Consider the following 17460-nt stretch of genomic DNA (forward strand, 5'->3'; position numbering starts at 1 on the left):
TTGTCTCCTTTATCCGATTGCGATTTTCTCCTGCGGCAGACGAGAGTGGGCAGGGCTGCTGCCAAATGCCGCATAGATCAACGTCAATCCACCAACACGTCCCAAAAACATCAGTGCGATCAGCACCCCCTGCGAAAGGATGCCCAACTGCGGCGTGATGCCCAATGTCAGACCCACCGTTGCCACAGCCGAAGCAGTCTCATACAGACAGACTGACATCGGCAGCTGCTCGGCCGCAGCAATGACAAAGGCTCCGAGGAAGAACAGCGTCAAATACATCCCTGCGATCGTGGCAGCATTCTTGACCGCAGAACCATCTATGCGCCGCCCGAAAAATTCGGCATCTTCTCTGCGGCGGAAGGTCGCCCACATATTGGCCAGCAGAACGGCAAATGTTGTGGTTTTCATGCCGCCTGCCGTAGAGCCGGGCGAACCGCCTAACAGCATCAGAACCACCATCAATGCCTGTGAAGTGCTGCCCATCGCAGCAAGATCGGCGGTGTTAAAACCGGCAGTACGGGGGGTAACGGATTGAAACATCGACAATAAAATGCGCTGCCGGGCAGAGCCTGCCGTGAACTCGAAGCAATAAAAGTACAGCGTCGGCAGTACCAGAAGAAATGCCGTTGTGACAAGGATCACCTTGCTCTGCATCCGATAGCGGTGAAAATCAAGGCGATATGTACAAATATCCTCCCATGTCAGAAAGCCAAGTCCGCCAAAGACGATCAGGGCCGCGATCACTGTGGTAAGCAATGGGTTTCCTGCATACCGTGTCAGCGAAACAAATTTTGCCCCCTCTGTTCCCAGCAGGTCAAAGCCGGCATTGCAGAACGCCGAAATGGAATGAAACAACGCGTACCAGATCCCGCGCAAACCATAATCGGCGCAGAACGTCGGCAGCAACAGTGCAGCACCGACCAATTCAAACAGGGCGGTGATCCGCAGAATAAAGCCTGTCAGCCGCACGATGCCGCCCATCTGCGGGGCAGCAGTAGCTTCCTGCATCGTGCTGCGCTGCTTGAGGGAGATCTTTCGCCCGGAAAGCAGCGCAAAGGCAGCGCCCACTGTAATGACGCCCAATCCTCCGATCTGGATCAGAAGAAGGATCACGCTTTGCCCAAAAGCCGACCAGTAGCTGCCGGTATCCTGAACCACAAGTCCGGTCACACAAAGGGCAGAGGTGGAGGTAAACAGTGCCTCATGGAACGGTGTGACGCACCGCTGCTGTGCAGCGATCGGGAGCATCAGAAGCAATGCGCCCACCAGATCGACTGCCGCAAAGCCTGCAATAATAACCTGAAAAGAAGAAAAACGGTGCCGCTTGTAACGAGGATATTGAATCATAAAAGCTCCTTTACCTATCCGTGTGCATAAAGATTAGCATGGAATAGATAAAAGAGCCGTAAAGAAAATTGTAGAAGTATAAAGATTCCATTAAAATGGATCGATCAACACCAAATAATAAATGTAGGAGATTGAGCCGACCACGACAACATCCTTGAACTGAATATACGCACCAAAAAGTACCCATGCGGCTTCAGCGCAAAATCTCCAGCAGACGCCTGCCGGCTTCCTGCTGCGATTCCCCAAACGCCACCGCCAGCTCCTCCCGCAGGACGCGCTCTACCATCTGGTAGAAGTAGGTATCCATAGCGTTGATCTTCCGGCCACGGCTTTGCTGCTGGGTCTGTTTTTGTCCCAGCTCCTTGAACAGGGTCAGATACTGGTAAAAATCATTGGTGTGCAGCAGTGCCTGATAGTGTTCTGCCAGCGCCGTCTGAATTCCCGTAGGGATGGGCAGCGTCTCCGCTTTGATCCGTGCAAGATCGGCTGCTGCCTGCTGTGCCGGGGTCACCGGGCGCAGAACACCCTCTTTTGCCGTGGGGATATAGCTGCGGTCGTGGGAATCCGAAAAATAGGGCCGGAGGGTGTAATACTCTCTGGCGGGCTCATCGCAAAAGCGCCGCAGCCCGACCCCTTCCACCTCGTGCACTCCCAGATTTCCGTAGACCACCAGCGCTCCCGCCTGAAACCGTGACATGGTATTGCCTCTTTCCCTTGTATGAAAAGGCTGCAAAAACAGACTTTCCAGCGTAATTTTACTCTTTACTTTATTGTACCACGGTAGGTTGGCGGGCTTCAAAGGGTATCTTTCACAAAGTTTTCCTCGTGCAATCTGCGCAGAATGCCCAGTACAATTCTTGTGCAAAACTGCCTTTGCAAATTCCAGACAGGCAGGCTATAATGATTTCGTACAACGAGTAGCACTCATGCGTAAAACCGGTTGCATGAGGGCTGCCCGTTTTTTTATCGCAATTTTTTGCAGAAATGACTTACAAAACTGCATATTTGCGATATGCAGTTTGCGGATGTTGTCCGGGCATTGAAAGCGCAAACTGCAATGTTTGCCCCAAAATGGAAAGGTAAGGTGAATCCCATGGAAAGCTCCAATCAATTTCTCGGCACGGAGCGCATCAGCAAGCTGATGCAGAAGTATGCGATCCCGTGCATTATTTCGCTTCTGGTCGGCGCACTGTATAACATCGTGGACCAGATCTTTATTGCAAACGCCAGCTATCTTGGCTCTTATGGCAACGCCGCCAACACCGTTGTGTTCCCGCTTACGGTTGTGGCACTGGCTATTGCCGTGATGATCGGTGACGGCTGCTGCGCTTTTGTCAGTATCAGCCTTGGACAGAACGAGGTCCCCAAGGCAAAGCGGAGCGTCGGCAATGCGGTGGTGATGTGTCTGGTCAGCAGCATTGTGCTGGCTGCGCTCTATCTGATTTTTGCGGACAACATTCTCGCCATGTTTGGCGGAACGGTCAACGCCGAGACCTACCACCACTCCCAGGAGTATTTCTTTTATATCACGCTGGGCGTGCCCTTTTATATGTTTGGGCAGGCCATGAACCCCATCATCCGCGCGGATGGCAACCCACGGTTTGCCATGATCTCCACCCTTGCAGGTGCGGTGCTGAACATTATTCTGGACCCCGTTTTCATTTTCGGCTTGCGCTGGGGCATGATGGGCGCGGCGGTGGCTACTGTGATCGGTCAGCTGGTCACCGCAGCGCTGGCAGTGTGGTATCTGCTGCACATGAAGATCATCCGTCCTGAAAAGGGCGACTACCGGCTGAAAGGCTCCATCTGCGGCCGCACCCTGACCCTTGGCATGACCAGCTTTCTGTCCCAGATCAGCCTTGTGGCGGCTATGGCAGCCATCAACAACATGATCCGCAAATACGGCACACTGGACACCGTGTTCGGGCAGGAGCAATACGCCCAGATTCCCATGGCGGTGGTGGGCATCGTGATGAAGTTCTTCCAGATCGTCATCTCCATCGTGGTGGGCATGGCGGCCGGCTGCATCCCCATAGTGGGTTTCAACATGGGCGCAAAAAAGCCTGACCGTGTGAAGGAACTGTTCACAAAACTGCTGCTGGCAGAAGCGGCCGTGGGCGTTGTTGCGCTGGTGCTGGTGGAGGGCTTCCCGCGGCAGCTGATTGCCCTGTTCGGTGCTGCCAACGAGAGCGTCTACTACACAGACTTTGCCGTGAAGTCCTTCCGCATCTACCTGTGCATGATCATTCTGGCCTGTGTCAACAAGGCGTGCTTCATCTTTTTGCAGGCCATGGGCAAGGCAGTGGAATCCACCGCCCTGTCCATGGTGCGTGAGGTGGTGTTCGGCGTGGGCTTTGCCCTGCTGCTGCCTCGGTTCTTCGGGCTGGACGGCGTGCTGTACTCCATGCCCATGTCGGATATCCTCACCTTCCTGATTGCAGGCTATCTGATCTGCAAAACCTACCGTGAACTGAACCAGAAAGGAGAAGTCTAATGGAAAAACATATCATTACCATTGAAAGTCTTTCATAATTTCCGGCAGTCTCAGAGCCGATAGTGCAAAACGCCGCCCGCCTGCGTTCCGTTACGCAGGTCAGCGGCAGCCTCCCGGTAGACATTCCTACAGGTTGGGAACCGCAGCGGAATCTGGTGGTCAGGGCCTTACGGGTTGCGTTTGCTGATTTTTCTGCAGCCCCTTGGCAGGGCTTTGAAAAATCAGAACGCGGCCCCAACAACTCCTCCCTGTTTCAGCCGCTGGCTGCGGTCGTCGTCGTTGCTGTTCAAGTCCTCTTCCGCACCGAAAAAGAAAAACCAGTACACAATGTGTACTGGTTTTTCTTGGTGCAGTAAAGCAATCCAAATCCGAACCATTTCCCTTTGATGCGGCTTCTGCCGCTTCCCCAAAGGTGACGGTCTGTGTTCCTTCTTTATAGTTGAAGGTTATCAAAACCTTATCATCATACAGGTAAATCGCATTGATGAAGGTATCCACTAGTGCCTGCCGCTGGTCTTTCAGGCTCATGTCCAGCTTACGGAACCGCAGCAGCCAAAACCTGATAAATTCTTCGGTCACTTTCGGCTTCGCCAGCTTTTCTTCCGCAATGCGTGCTTCAAGCTCACGCTTGGTTTCTTCCAGCTGCTCCAACCGCTCCTTGGTGGAGCTGGTCAGGATACCGGCCTGAATCGCATTGAGCATATTCTGGATACCGGATTCTGCATCCCGGAGCTGCTTTTTATAAAGGGGAATGTTGGTATTCTCCTTGTTTTGCAGTTCCATCACCTTGGCGATGATGGATTCCATAGCGGCATCGTCTTTCACAAGCTGCATGGTCTGGTTGACCACCAGATCTTCCAGCCACTGTTTGCGGACGGTCTTTTTCTTGCAGCCCTTGTGCTTTTTGGCAGTGGCACATTTATAGTAGCGGTGGACTTCACCCGTCCGGCTTGTGCCGCTTTCGCCAAACATCAACGCCCCACAGTAGCCGCAGAACAGCTTGGTGGTGAGCAGGTAGTCATCCTCTGCCTTTCTACGGGCAGGGGCTTTTTTGTTTTTGGCGATCTTTTCCTGCACATCGTTGAAAAGCTCTGCGGACACAATGGAGGGAATCGCATCGGGAATCAAAACATCACGATATTTCAGCTCCCCGATGTAGCGGCGATTGTTCAGCATATGCTGAATGGTGTTGAAGGTCATCAGCCCGCCACGCTGGTTCTTGACGCCCTTTTCGTTCAGCCAATCCCGAATTTCCCGCATGGTCTGGCCATCGTTGTACCGCTGGAAGATTTCTGCCACAAAGGGAGCAGTCAACGGGTCGATTTCAAAGCGGTGGTCTGCGTTGATGATGTAGCCAAAGGGAATGGCACCGCCAGTGAACTTTCCCTTCAGTGCGTTTTCGGTCATGCCACGAATGACCTTTTCAGACAGGTCAGCGGAATAATACTCGGCATAACCTTCCAGCACCGATTCCAGAATGATGCCCTCCGGTCCCTCGGAGATGATCTCGGTGGCAGACATGAGCTTGACACCGTTCTTCTTCAGCTGGGTCTTGTACCGGGCACTGTCGTAGCGGTTCCGGGCAAAACGATCCAACTTCCAGACCAGCACGATGTCAAACAGCTTCTTGTCACTGTCCTTAATCATCTGCTGAAACTCCGGGCGGTTGTCCGTCTTGGCAGAGATAGCACGGTCAATGTAGTGCTTGACGATGGTGATGCCGTTCTTTTCCGCATAGGCAGTGCATTCACGAATCTGGCCTTCAATGGATTCTTCGCGCTGGTTATCCGATGAATAGCGGGCATAGATCACGGCGGTCATGGCAGGCACCTCACTTTACACATCATTGAACGGTGGAGTGTTCTTTTAAAGCAATGTTTCGTATAATGGATATACCACATTTTACAGATGATTGCAAGCTTTTTATACGCTTTTCACGAGATTCAGTAAAAAACATGAACTCCTATGAAAGCAAAATATTCACATTCCATGGTTCTATGAAGGTGCCCGGAGCAATTGTGTCATTTTGACACAATTCCTTATTTCTCCATAAACCATAAAAATTCAACTTTTTAATGCAGCAGCTACAACGTTGGATTGCATATCGCAAATATACTATTTGAATATTGCGCTGATTTTTGTCTTGTTACGGTTTCGCAATAAGACCAAAGTGGTGGGTATCACGATGATACCCACCACTTTAGCCAAGTAAATTTTTATTTTTGAATCGTAAAACGGAACGAGGTTCCCTTCTCCACCGCAAAGCAGGCGTCTGCATGGGGCTTTGCGCCCCAGCTGTTGTCGCCGCCCACGCCGCGCTGGAAAGCAGCGCAGCGGACGACCGTCTTATTGTCGTCCCGGGGCAGCTCGTAAAGGTGGCGGGCGTTTTCCAGTTCATGGGGCGTGTAGGGCAGCGCCGAGAAGGTCATGCCGTCCCCTGCAAAGCCGATGCCTATATTCAATCCGCTGCCGGTGACAGTTGCACTGTACACGCCGGTGCGGCTGCCGCACTCCTGCGGGTAGACCGGGGTGTTCTGGGCAAAATCCTGCCGGACGTTGTAGTTCCACGCACCCATCTTGCCGCCTGCAGTGCGGTCGGCGGTGGTCTCCCGGGGGCCAAGACCCAGATAGGAGACTTCCGTCAGCTCCCGACGCAGCGGGAAGAGCAGACCGAACTCCGGCAGCTCAGTGCGCGTGCCCTGCCATGTCATGGTGATATCACAGCGGCCTGCGCCGTCAATGGCAAAATCAATGGGCAGCGTCTGCCCATCTGGCAGGGTGTAGTTTGCGCGGGCGATGACGAAATCGCCCTTTGTTTCAGCGGTCAGGTTATCGCAGCGGGCGTAGAGACCGGCGGTTTTCCAGAAGGCAAATGTAAACGGCTCTGCACAGCCCTCGTCGTTGTTGGTGGGCGCACGCCAGAAATTGGGGCGCACGGTATCGTCCAGCAGCTGCACGCCGTTATAGCGGATGGACACCAGCCCCTTGCCTCGGCCAAAGATGTACTCGAAGCCCTCGCCCTTTACGCCGACGTTGCAGTCCATCTCCACCAGCTGCGGGGCGGGCAGGGTCAGCCGGGCGACGGCGTAGTTGTGCCATACCTGCCCCAAAGCGGCTTCATAGCCCGCCGGGATGCCGGGCAGTGCAGCCCGCTGGATGGCGGTAACGGTCATGCAGGCAAGCCCAGCCTCCGGTAAGGCAAAGGGAAACGGGATGTGCTCCGTCCCGCCCGGCTTGCAGTCTGCCCGCAGCACCGCCCGGCGCTCCGGCTTGCCGTTGACCGAGGACGCAAACACAAGGTCGTAGGCGTTCAGGTCGGTAAAGAGATTCCGGTTTTCAATCACGGCTTCCGTGTCGGTCAGGGTGATCTTCAGCGGTGCGTAGGCCGCCTTGACGGCGTCCATTTTGGGGGTGTTACGGCGGTCGGGCAGCACAAGGCCGTCCACGCAGAATTCCCGGTCGGTGGGGCGGTCGCCGAAGTCGCCGCCATAGGCAAAGCCGGGCTTGCCGTCCGGGCTTGTCACTGCAATGCCGTGGTCCATGTACTCCCAGATAAACCCGCCCTGATACAGGGGCTCTTCGTAGGCATACTCGGTGTAGTCGGTGATGCCGCCGCAGCTGTTACCCATGGCGTGGCTGTACTCGCACATGATAAAGGGCTTTTCCGGGTGCTCTGCCAGAAACTTTTTGATGTCTGCCACCGGGGTGTACATCTGGCTTTCCATATCGGAGGTGGCGGGGTACTCCCGGTTCCAGAAAATGCCCTCGTAGTGCACAAGGCGGCTGGGGTCGGTGTTGCGGAAATACTCGCTCATCTCCCACAGGGTCTTGCCGCCGTGGCTCTCGTTGCCGCAAGACCAAATGAGGATGGCCGGGTGGTTTTTGTCCCGTTCCAGCATGGCTTCGGCGCGGGCAAGCACATTTTCCCGCCACTCCGGGCGGGCACCGGGCAGCGTCCACTCGTCCGAGCCGTCCGCACCCAGCTTCTGCCATGTGCCGTGGGTCTCCAGATTGGTCTCCCCGATGACATACAGGCCGTATTCATCGCAGAGCTGCAAGAAATACGGGTCATCCGGGTAGTGGCTGGTGCGCACGGCGTTGACGTTATGGGCTTTCAGGTTCTTTACATCCCACAGCATCTCTTCCCGGCTGACGGTGCGGCCGGTGCGGCAGCTCCACTCATGGCGGTTGACGCCCTTGAACACGATACGCTTGCCGTTCAAAAGCATCTGGCGGTCTTTCCGTTCAAATTTGCGCAGACCGACTTTCATGCCAGTGCGCTCCACGAGAGCACCCTCGTTCAGCAGGGCAATTTCTGCCTCGTACAGGTTCGGCTGCTCGGCGCTCCACAGAGCGGGGTCAGTCACCGCAAAGGTGAAAGAAACATCCTGCACGTCCTCTTCCACGTCCGGGTCGGCCTCGCCCTTGCCGAACACCACACCGCTGTCGTATTCGGCGGGCTCGCCCACCTCGGCGGACTGCTCCTGCCCATTGAACACCACCGACACCGTTCCCGCGCCGCTGACCTTGCACTCAAAGGTGACGGCAGCGCTGGAAAAATCGTCCGCAAAGCTCTGTTTCACAAAGACGTCCTCAAGGTGAAGCTCCGGTTTTGTGAACAGTTCCACGGAGCGGAATAAGCCGCTCATGCGCCAGAAATCCTGATCTTCCAACCAGCTGCCGGAGGAGAAACGGTACACCTGTACCGTCAGGGTATTTTCGCCGGGGTGGACGGCAGCAGTCATGTCAAATTCCGCCGGGGTAAAGGTATCCTCGGTGTAGCCGATGTAAACGTCATTGCACCAGACGGCGGCGGCGCTGTCGGCACCGTTCAGGCGCAAATAGCAGCTGGCCCAGTTTTCCGGCAGGGTAAAGCTGCTCTGATACTCCCCGATGGGGTTATAATCCTGCGGAATCTGACCGGGGCGCAGCTTTTCGTGGCCGTCCCACGGGTACTGAGTGTTGACGTAATGGGGCGCGCCGTAGGGCTGACCGGGCTTTTGCAGGCTCTGCATCTGGATGAAGCCCGGCACGGTCAGAGTGTCCCAGTCCGTAAAGGGTGCAGTCAGGTTTTCCGCATAGCGGAAGTTCCACTCGCCGTCTAAGCTGATGGTCAGCGGCAGTTCGGGGCTTGTCTGGTCCGCAAAGTGGGCGTGGAAGGGCAGGCGGTTCTGCTGGAAAATTTCCGGGTCGGCCAGAAGCGCCGGGGGAATGGGATGATTCAAAGGCATAAATGTCACCTCGCAGCATTTTCTGCTTTTATTATAGCACAGGATATAAGAAAAACAGCCGCACAAAACGACTGTTTTTCTGGAAAGAAGCGGCATCAGTCTGCTTCGTCAAAGACCTCGGTGTCCAGTTCTGTGTGCCCCTTGGGGATGTGGTACTTCACGGCGGGCAGATGGACGTTGGTGAAGTACAAGCTGGTGTTAGGGTCGCAGCCGATGACCACTGCCTCTCCCCTGCCGCGCACGGTGCAGCGCAGGGTGTCGCAATGGGCTTCGGCGGTGTCATTTTCCACACTTTCGGCATAGCCCGGTGCAAAATTGGGCACGGCAAAACCGCAGTCGTAGGCTTCGCAGTCGAAACTGCTGTCAATCTCGTGATGGCGGCGGTGGCCGGTGGCAGTGGGGGTGATGGTGGTGGTGACCTCAATGCCGGGGAAGGGCGACCACTGCGCGGTCACAGCCCCGGCTTCAATTTCCCACGTTTTGCTCACCTTGCGCACAAACACGTTATCGTCCATGACAAAGGCCAGCATGCTGTCCGGCGCGGCCTGATTGAGCACCTCCCGGCTGCGGGAGGCGCAGAAGCCAAAGCGGGTATCGTAGGCAAATTTTGCGTACTTTTCCGGGAACTGTCCGTGGCCGTGGCCCTCGTTGACACCGGCGGCATAGGCCGTTACCCGCCCCGCCCGGCGCTGCACCAGCATATTGGCGTAGGGCATGGGCTTGAGCCGCTCCAATGCGGGCATAGGCGCGGCTTCGGCTGACCAGAAGGGGTGGTCGTCCGGCAAAGCAAGCAGCAAAAAGCTCTTCATGCCCCAGTAGGGGCTGCCGGGGGCGTTGTACCGCTCAGCCATGTACATCTGCGGGTAGCAGTAGCCGATGGTCAGGATGCCATCCCGGTCGAACATTTTCTGCCCCAGCCACCAGTTGAAGTTGCGGACGATGAGCCCTTTCATCACCGGCAGGGGCAGCGGCTCCAGCCCTGCCCAGATGCAGGCCGCCCAGAAGCTGTTCTGAGCAAAGCGGTAGGTCAGGCTGCGGCCAAAGGGCAGGGCTGCGCCGTTGGCATCGAACCAATAGACGAACTGCTGCGCGAACAGCTGGGCGCGCTGGCGGTAAAGGGCAGCACGCCGGGGGTCGATGTCTGCGGCAAATTTAGAGTAGAGCAGCCCATAATACTGGATGGCCCACGGGATGTAGTAATCCTTTTGTACGGAGGCGCCATCGGTGGACCAGCCGTCGCCGCTGTAATAGCTGTCAATTTTGCAAAGACCGTCCTCCAGCAGTTCCGGGCTGTAAGGCATCCCCACGCTTTTCAGGGCAAGGTTTACAAGGATGCGGAAAAACTGCCAGTTGCAATCCGGGATGGTGTGGGCGTTGATCTGCCCCAGCCATGCGGCAAGGTTCTGTTTTTCGGTGTCAGAAAGCGGCGTCCACAGCTTTTCCGGTGCGGTGAGGATGCCGCAGGCAATAGCCGCCATCTCCACATAACACTGGTCGTACTCCCCGGTGGTGCCCCAGTATTCGGGGTTTTCCGGGTCGGTGCCGGCGGCAAGACCCTTGCGGTAGATTTTTTCAAATTCCGGGTCGGAACCGCCGCCTACCCAGAAGGGCACCAGCGCCCACAGCGGGCGGCTGAAGGCTTCCAGCTCAATGGCATTTTGGTTGTAGGTCACGCCCGTCTCGCCCAGATGCAGCCGGGCGCAGCCTGCGGAATAATAAGGCTTGAGCGGGTCGAGAAATTTGTGCATCAGTGCGGTAAAATCCGCTTTGGTCTGCAAGTTCATCACCAATACATCTCCCAGTCTTTGGTCAGGCGGGTCAGCGCCTCCATGTAGAAATAATCGCCCCAGCTCGTGCATTCATCCACACCCTCCGGGGTGCAGGTATTGTAGGGGCTCTTTTTGCTGTAAGTGCCGTGCAGCAGCTGGCCGGAGCCGAGGGTGCCGGGCTTTACCGCGTAGTTTGCGGTGAGACTGGCCAGCATCTGCCGTGCCAGCGTGCGCCACTGGGCGGCTTCTGTTTCGTCCACATATTTTGCCGCTTCCAGCAGGCCGCAGGCCACGATGGCAGCGGAGGAGGAATCCCGGGGTTCGCCGCTTTCCGGGGCAAAGAGCATATCCCAGCAGGGGATCAGATCCTCCGGCAGGCGGGAAAGGTAGAACGCCAGCGCTTTGCGGAACACCTCGAGGAACTTTTCATCGTGGGTGTAGGTGTAGCCAATGGCGCTGCCGTACACGCCCCACGCCTGTCCCCGTGCCCAGAAGCTGTCGTCCTTATAGCCCTGACAGGTGCGGCCGCCCTTGGGGGTGCCGTCCGGGTTCATAAAGAAGGTGTGGTAGGTGCTGCCGTCCGGCCGGAAGGAGTTTGCCAGCGTGGTGGCGGTGTGGGCGGCGGCGATCTCGCGGTAGTGGTCACTGCCGGTCACCTGCGCCGCCCAGTACAGCAGCGGCACGTTGAGCATACAGTCGATGATATAGCGGTAGTTGCCGGGGTCGTCCATGGTGCCCCATGCCTGTAAGAAGCGGCCGCTGGGCTGGTAGCGGGTCAGCAGCTGGTCGGCGGCGGCAATGGCGGCGTTTTTGCCCTTTTCGCTGCCCACCAGCTTCCACGCTGCCACGCAGGTGGGGCTGTACAAAAAGCCCATATCGTGGTGGTCCACCTCCACCTTGCGGGCAATGCGGTCCGCAAAGCTGTCCACTTGAATGAGGGCGGCGGTCTTGAATTTTTCCTCCCCGGTGGCTTCGTAGGCCAGCCAGATCTCCCCCGGCCAGAAGCCGCAGGTCCACTGATTATTGGCGCAGCCGGGGTAGATATCGTTCACACTGGAATGGTTCTGGCACTGGTAGGTGTACAGGGGCAGATTGGTCTCCACCTGCCTGCAGGCATCGGCCAGTGCCTGCCGTGCTTCGGCGTCGGTCATAGCGTGGTTCTGGTAGGTTTTCATCTTGATTACTCCTTAAATCCAAAGTTTGGGATATCGTGCCAGCGCTGGCGCAGAAAGTGCATCCCCAGCTTGGGGCGGCGGTCCCGGGTGAACAGACCCTTTTTGTTGCCGTCCACCCGCATGGGGCCCTGCACGGTGTCGTAGTCTGCAAAGTTCCAGACAAATTCTCCCACAAACCACGGGCGCTTGTCAAACTCTGTATCCAGACGGCGGTAGAACTCCACCTGAAACTCCTCACTGAACATCTCGGCTCCGGCGGTGTGCAGACCTGCCACAGTGTCTGCACCGTACTCGCTCATCATCACGGGCTTGTGCTGCTCTGCCCAGAAATCCAACTCCTGATTCAGGCCATAGCAGGCGGCGTCCATGTCGCCGGAAAGGTTGTACCAGCCGTAGTAGCGGTTGATGCAGACGATATCCATGGTGCGGGTGGTGATATCTTTCGTATAGTCGTTCTGGCAGCAGACGAGGGTAACGGGGCGGTTCTGCGGGTCCAGCTGATGCGCCAGCTCATACAGCGGGTTCCAGTAATCGTAGGCATCCTGTGGGAAATGCTCCAAATCCGGTTCGTTGCCAAGGCTCCACAGCACCACGCAGGGGTGGTTTTTGTCCCGATGGATCATCTCGGCAAGCACCTGCCGGTGATGCTCCGCAAGGGGATATTCCTTGTAAGGATTTACCGCCGCCCCGCCGCCGATGCCCACCGCCGGGGTCTCGTCCATGACCAGAATGCCTTCCCGGTCGCACAGGTCGTAGAATTCCTCGGCGTAGGGGTAGTGGCTGGTGCGCACGGCATTGGCATTTGCCCAGTGGATCAGGTTCACGTCCTTCACGTTCAGTACCGGGTCAAAGCCCCGTCCATGGGCGGTAAAATCCTCGTGCTTGCAAAAGCCCTTGAAATAGAGCGGTTTTCCGTTCAAAAGCACCTGTGTGCCCCGCACCTCAATGCTGCGCACGCCAAAGGTCTGGTCGTAGACGTCTGCCCCGCAGGTGATGTGCAGGGTGTACAGGTAGGGCGTGCCGGGTCTGGGCTCCCAGAGATGCACCTCCGGGATGGTGATCGTGCCTTCTGCACCTTCGGCGCTTGCAACGGCGTTGCCGTCAGCGTCCAGCACCGTGACATGGACAGGCGCGCTGCCGGTGGTTTTGACCGCGTACTGCACCGTGCCGTCCACGGCGGGCACCACGGTCACATCCTCGATATACTCTTTGGGGGTGGTATAGAGCCACACCGGGCGGTGGATGCCCGCATAGTTGAAAAAGTCAAAATTCGGGCGGTTCTGGGGTGCGGCGGCGCGCTTGGCGGCTTCCACGCTGGGGATGCCCGCGTTGTCCGAGCCAAAGAAGGCCAGTTGTCCGTCCTCGTTGCCCACAGGCAGGGTGCTGTGGTTCACCCGGTTGTCGCAGGCTACGGTCAGCAGCGCCGTTTCGCCGGGGCGCAGCAGGGCGGTGACGTCTGCTTCAAAGGGGGTAAAGCCGCCCTTGTGCTGTGCAATGAGCTTGCCGTTCAGCCAGACCTTTGCGGTGTGGGTCACCGAGCCGAACCGCAGCACCACCCGCTGCCCAGCGCAGAAAGTGGGCAGCGTGACCTTGCGCTGATACCATGCCCAGCCGTAGTGGCGGCGCAGGGCGGTGGTCTGGTCGTTCTGGTCGTTGTAGCTGGCGGGCACGGCGATGGGCTGAGCATCCGGCAGGGGCTTTGCGGGATCGAACTGGTCTTCCACGCAGCTGCCCAGCGCAAACGCCCATGTGCCGTCAAGGCTCAGCTTCATGCGCGCTTCATTCTGTTCAGGATATAACATAACGCATTCCCTCTATTTCTGCAAAAAATGCGGGGCGCGGGTACTGCCCACGCCCCGCTTACGGGTGATTTGTTTAGCCCTTGATGCCGGTGGATGCCACGCCCTGCACAAAGTACTTTTGCAGGGAGAGGAACACGATCAGCACCGGGATCAGTGCCACCACAGAGGCCGCCATGATCAGGCCGTACTCTGCAGAATACTGGGTGATGAACATACGCAGACCAATCTGGATGGTCTTGAGTTCGGTCTTGGTCAAGTAGATCAGGGGGCCAAGGAAGTCGTTCCATGTGTTCACGAAGGTGAAGATGGTCAGGGTGGACAGGGCGGGCAGGCTGAGGGGCAGCATGATGTGCCACCAGATGCCGTACTCGCTCAGGCCATCAATGCGGGCAGCCTCACACAGCTCGGTGGGCACGCCCTCGTAGAACTGCTTCATCAGGAACACGCCGAAGGCGCTGAAGGCCTGCAGGCACATAATGGCCAGATGGGTGTTGTTCAAATGCCACGAGCTCATCATCATGAACTGGGGCACCATGTAGGCCTGCCAAGGCACTGCAATGGTGGCAATGTAGCCGAGGAAGAGCGCGTTTTTGCCCTTGAACTGCATCTTAGCAAAGGCGTAGGCTGCAAAGGAGGAAGTGAACAGCTGCAACAGGGTGACCACCACGGTGATCTTGACCGTGTTTTTCACAAAGGTCAGCAGCGGGATCTGGGTCCAGATGTCCACATAGTTCTGCCAGCGGGGATTTTTGGGGATCCACTGGATAGGGAAGCCGAACACGTCCTTATTCAGCTTAAAGGAGGAGGACAGCATCCACAAAAAGGGCAGCAGCATACAAGCTGTGATGACGATGAGGAAGAAATAGATCAGGAACTTGGAGACGAAATTGCGGCGCTTCTGAGAGGCCTCGGTCTTGATAATAGCAGCAGACATGGTTCTTCCTCCTTTCTCAGTTCTCGCCCTTGGAGCCGCGGAACTGGATGATGGTAACGATCAGCACCAGTACGAACAGCACCATGGAAATTGCACTTGCGTAGCCGTATTTCGGGGTATTGACGAAGGCCACATTATAGATGTAGTACACCAGCGTCATGGTAGCAGTGCCGGGGCCGCCCTGCGTGATCATGTACATCTGGTCGTAGACCTTGAAGCCGGAGATGGTGAGCATAATGACCACAAAGAAGGTGGTGGGGCGCAGCTGCGGCAGGGTGATGTGCCAGAACTGCTGCCAGCGGTTTGCACCGTCCAGCTCGGCGGCTTCGTTCAGGTCCGGGTTGCAGCCCTGCAGGCCTGCCAGATAGATGACCATGTAGTAGCCCATGTTCTTCCACACGCTGAACAGGATGACCGTGATCATAGCGGTGTCCTTACCGGCAGCCCAGCGGGGCAGGTTTTCCACCGCCACGCCAAAGAACTGGTTCAGGATCATGTTGATGGGGCCCATGGAGGGGTTGAAGATCATGTTCCACACCGCTGCCACCGCCACCAGCGAAGCAACGTAAGGGAAGAACGCCACGGTGCGGAAGAAGTTGCGCAGCTTCACGTTCTGGTTCAGCAGCACAGCCATGGCCAGCGAGCAGGCCAGCGTCAGCGGCACCGTGCCAATGACGTAGACGATGGTATTTTTCAGCGCCGCCTGAAAAATTTTATCGGTGGTAAAGAGTTTTACAAAGTTCTTCAGACCGATAAACTCGATGGCGTGGCGGCCGTCCCATGCGCAGAAAGCCAGCGCAATGGCAAACACCATGGGCACCAGCGTAAACACGCAGAAGCCAATGAAGTTTGGCGCAATGAAGGAATACGCGATCAGGGAATCGCGGGTCGATTTTTTTAGCACTTTACGGGGAGTTTTATTCTGGACAGCAGCACTCGCCATAAAAGAGCCTCCTTTCCCGGAAGTATAACAGTTTTTCCAAAAAATGAGCGGGGCGGGCGCTGTGCATACCCGCCCCGCTCGGACAGGGCTTTTTTCCGATGCTCGTCATCGGAAAATGAATGGGGATTGAAAACAATGAAGAAGGAGAACCGCAAACCATTGCGGAAAACGCTTTATCAGCCGAGAACTGCGGGAACCTGATCGTTCATGTTCTGGATGCCCTCGTCCACGGTCTCGCTCATGGTCATAATGGCATCGTGCTCGGCGTTCAGAATGGTCTCGATATCAGATGCGTACTGGGTGTAGGGCATCTCCAGATAAACGTTGCTGGTGGTCAGTGCATCCACAGAGTTGCTGTCCTCGGGGAAGCCTTCGGTGGACTTGATGATCTCGGCGGTAGCAGCGGAGCCGCAGGCCGGGAAGGTGCCGGTCTTGGCAATGGCCTGTGCGCCCTCTTCAGAGACACACCAGTTGATGAAGTCGGCAGCGGCCTCTGCCTTGGGAGAATCGGCGTTGATGGCCAGGCTGGTCACAGTGCCCAGCGTAGAACCAGCCTCTGCACCAGCGGGGTGCGGATACTTGACGATGCCCCAGTTGAACTTGGTCTCAGCATCCTTCATGTAAGCTTCCAGCGTGGAAATGAACCAGCTGCCCATGTTGACCATTGCGCACTGCTGGTTCTCAAAGGCTGCGGAGTAGTGCAGAGAAGAGGTCTTGAGGTAGCCGTAGTCCATGCAGATGCCGTCCTTCTGCTGGGCAATGACCATATCGTAGGTGGGCTTCATGAAGTCGTATTTGCCGTCGATGATGGTGTTCTTGCCGTCCAGAATGGAGAACAGAGAAGCGGCGGAGCGCCAGGTGTGGTAGTGGCAGCCATAGACCTTGGTGTCGCCGGAGCCGCTGGTCATCTTGCGTGCCAGAGCATCGTAATCTTCCATCGTCAGGTCATTGGAGGGATACTCCACACCGGCCTTATCGAACAGATCCTTGTTGTAGTACAGCACCCAGAAGTCGCTGCGGAAGGGCACGGCGTAGAAGTTGCCGTCGTCGGTGGTCAGCTGCTCGATGGTGCCGTTGAAATCGCCAGTGTCGCGGGTCAGTACCTCGTTCAGGGGCTTGAGGTAGTCCAAATTGATCAGGTTTGCGTAGCCGGGGATATCCTTGATGGTCACGATATCCAGATCGGCGCTGCCAGCCAGCTGGGTGGCCAGAACGGTCATGTAATCGCTGGAGCCCAGATCCACCATCTCGATGGTCACGTCCTTGTGGCTTGCCATGTAGCCGTCGGCCATGGCCTGCCAGTAGGGGGTGGACTCCTTATCCCACACCGACCACTGCAGGGTAACAGGGCCTGCGGCTGCGGATGCAGCGGTGGAGCCGGCAGTGGAGGAAGCAGCGGTGGAGCTTGCGGAAGAGCCGCCGCAGGCGCTCAGGGCAACAGCAGCGCCGCAGGCTGCGGCAGCGGTAAGGAACGAACGACGAGAGATCTTTTTCATAAGTGTGTCCTCCTTCAGGGCAGTGTGTGTATTTCGTGCAGCGTTCTCCCCCGTGCCGGGGAGCCGCTCGCTTTTGTTGACACTAGGATACCGCACAAACGCAAAAACCGGAATGGAAAAATTCCGGGAAGAGTTGCAGTTTTTCTGTATCTTTTAAAAAAAGATGCACTTTCTTACACTGGAGTCTGCACTTTCTTGTTCTCTTGCACAGTTTACATCCATGGCACAAGAAAAAAGCGTATAAAGTACACAATTTCCATGAAAAAAGT

Annotated in this window: 11 protein-coding genes; 1 reads left to right on the forward strand and 10 read right to left on the reverse strand. The window is 56.7% G+C overall.

All coding sequences use genetic code 11. The annotated features are described in order from the left end of the window. Nucleotides 1-9: 9 nt before the first annotated feature. Together J3348_RS04550 and J3348_RS04555 are read right to left on the reverse strand one after the other, a co-directional pair. Nucleotides 10-1347 (reverse strand): potassium transporter TrkG, encoded by a 1338-nt coding sequence (locus J3348_RS04550; RefSeq protein ID WP_207698417.1) that lies wholly within the window; start codon nt 1345-1347, stop codon nt 10-12. A gap of 193 nt (nt 1348-1540) precedes the next feature. Then, a complete protein-coding gene (locus J3348_RS04555) occupies nt 1541-2044 on the reverse strand; it encodes a CarD family transcriptional regulator (protein WP_207698418.1) in 504 nt (167 codons plus the stop codon). A 396-nt stretch (nt 2045-2440) separates the two neighbouring features. On the opposite strand from J3348_RS04555, the gene J3348_RS04560 reads away from it, so the two are divergent. Further along, the gene (locus J3348_RS04560) at nt 2441-3841 is read left to right on the forward strand and encodes an MATE family efflux transporter (protein ID WP_207698419.1); all 1401 of its coding nucleotides are present in this window, start codon (nt 2441-2443) and stop codon (nt 3839-3841) included. A 159-nt stretch (nt 3842-4000) separates the two neighbouring features. On the opposite strand, the gene J3348_RS04565 is transcribed toward J3348_RS04560, so the two are convergent. The 8 genes from J3348_RS04565 to J3348_RS04600 form a co-directional block, all read right to left on the reverse strand. Beyond that, a complete protein-coding gene (locus J3348_RS04565) occupies nt 4001-5662 on the reverse strand; it encodes a recombinase family protein (RefSeq protein ID WP_242702877.1) in 1662 nt (553 codons plus the stop codon). Between the two features lie 395 nt (nt 5663-6057). Next, nucleotides 6058-9072 carry a glycoside hydrolase family 2 TIM barrel-domain containing protein gene (locus tag J3348_RS04570; RefSeq protein WP_207698420.1) on the reverse strand — a complete coding sequence of 1005 codons (3015 nt, stop codon included), beginning with the start codon at nt 9070-9072 and terminating at the stop codon, nt 6058-6060. A 95-nt stretch (nt 9073-9167) separates the two neighbouring features. Continuing rightward, the gene (locus J3348_RS04575; RefSeq protein ID WP_207698421.1) at nt 9168-10856 is read right to left on the reverse strand and encodes a DUF2264 domain-containing protein; all 1689 of its coding nucleotides are present in this window, start codon (nt 10854-10856) and stop codon (nt 9168-9170) included. Then, complete coding sequence (locus J3348_RS04580) at nt 10856-12016, reverse strand: glycoside hydrolase family 88 protein (protein ID WP_207698422.1); 1161 nt, start codon at nt 12014-12016, stop codon at nt 10856-10858. The genes J3348_RS04575 and J3348_RS04580 overlap by 1 nt, the downstream gene beginning before the upstream one ends. Before the next feature lie 5 nt (nt 12017-12021). Then, nucleotides 12022-13818: a beta-glucuronidase gene (gene uidA / locus J3348_RS04585; protein ID WP_207698423.1), complete on the reverse strand. Its 1797-nt coding sequence runs from the start codon at nt 13816-13818 to the stop codon at nt 12022-12024. Between the two features lie 73 nt (nt 13819-13891). After that, nucleotides 13892-14752 carry a carbohydrate ABC transporter permease gene (locus J3348_RS04590; protein ID WP_015565856.1) on the reverse strand — a complete coding sequence of 287 codons (861 nt, stop codon included), beginning with the start codon at nt 14750-14752 and terminating at the stop codon, nt 13892-13894. Between the two features lie 16 nt (nt 14753-14768). Continuing rightward, nucleotides 14769-15695, reverse strand: coding sequence for a sugar ABC transporter permease (locus J3348_RS04595; RefSeq protein WP_005943356.1), 927 nt, complete (start codon nt 15693-15695; stop codon nt 14769-14771). 176 nt (nt 15696-15871) lie between these two features. After that, entirely contained in the window at nt 15872-17191 is a 1320-nt protein-coding gene (locus J3348_RS04600) for a sugar ABC transporter substrate-binding protein (protein ID WP_044959464.1), read from the reverse strand. Nucleotides 17192-17460 lie beyond the last annotated feature (269 nt).

Origin of the sequence: Faecalibacterium sp. Marseille-Q4896 (genome assembly GCF_017377615.1) — a bacterium.
Taxonomy (GTDB): domain Bacteria; phylum Bacillota; class Clostridia; order Oscillospirales; family Ruminococcaceae; genus Faecalibacterium; species Faecalibacterium taiwanense.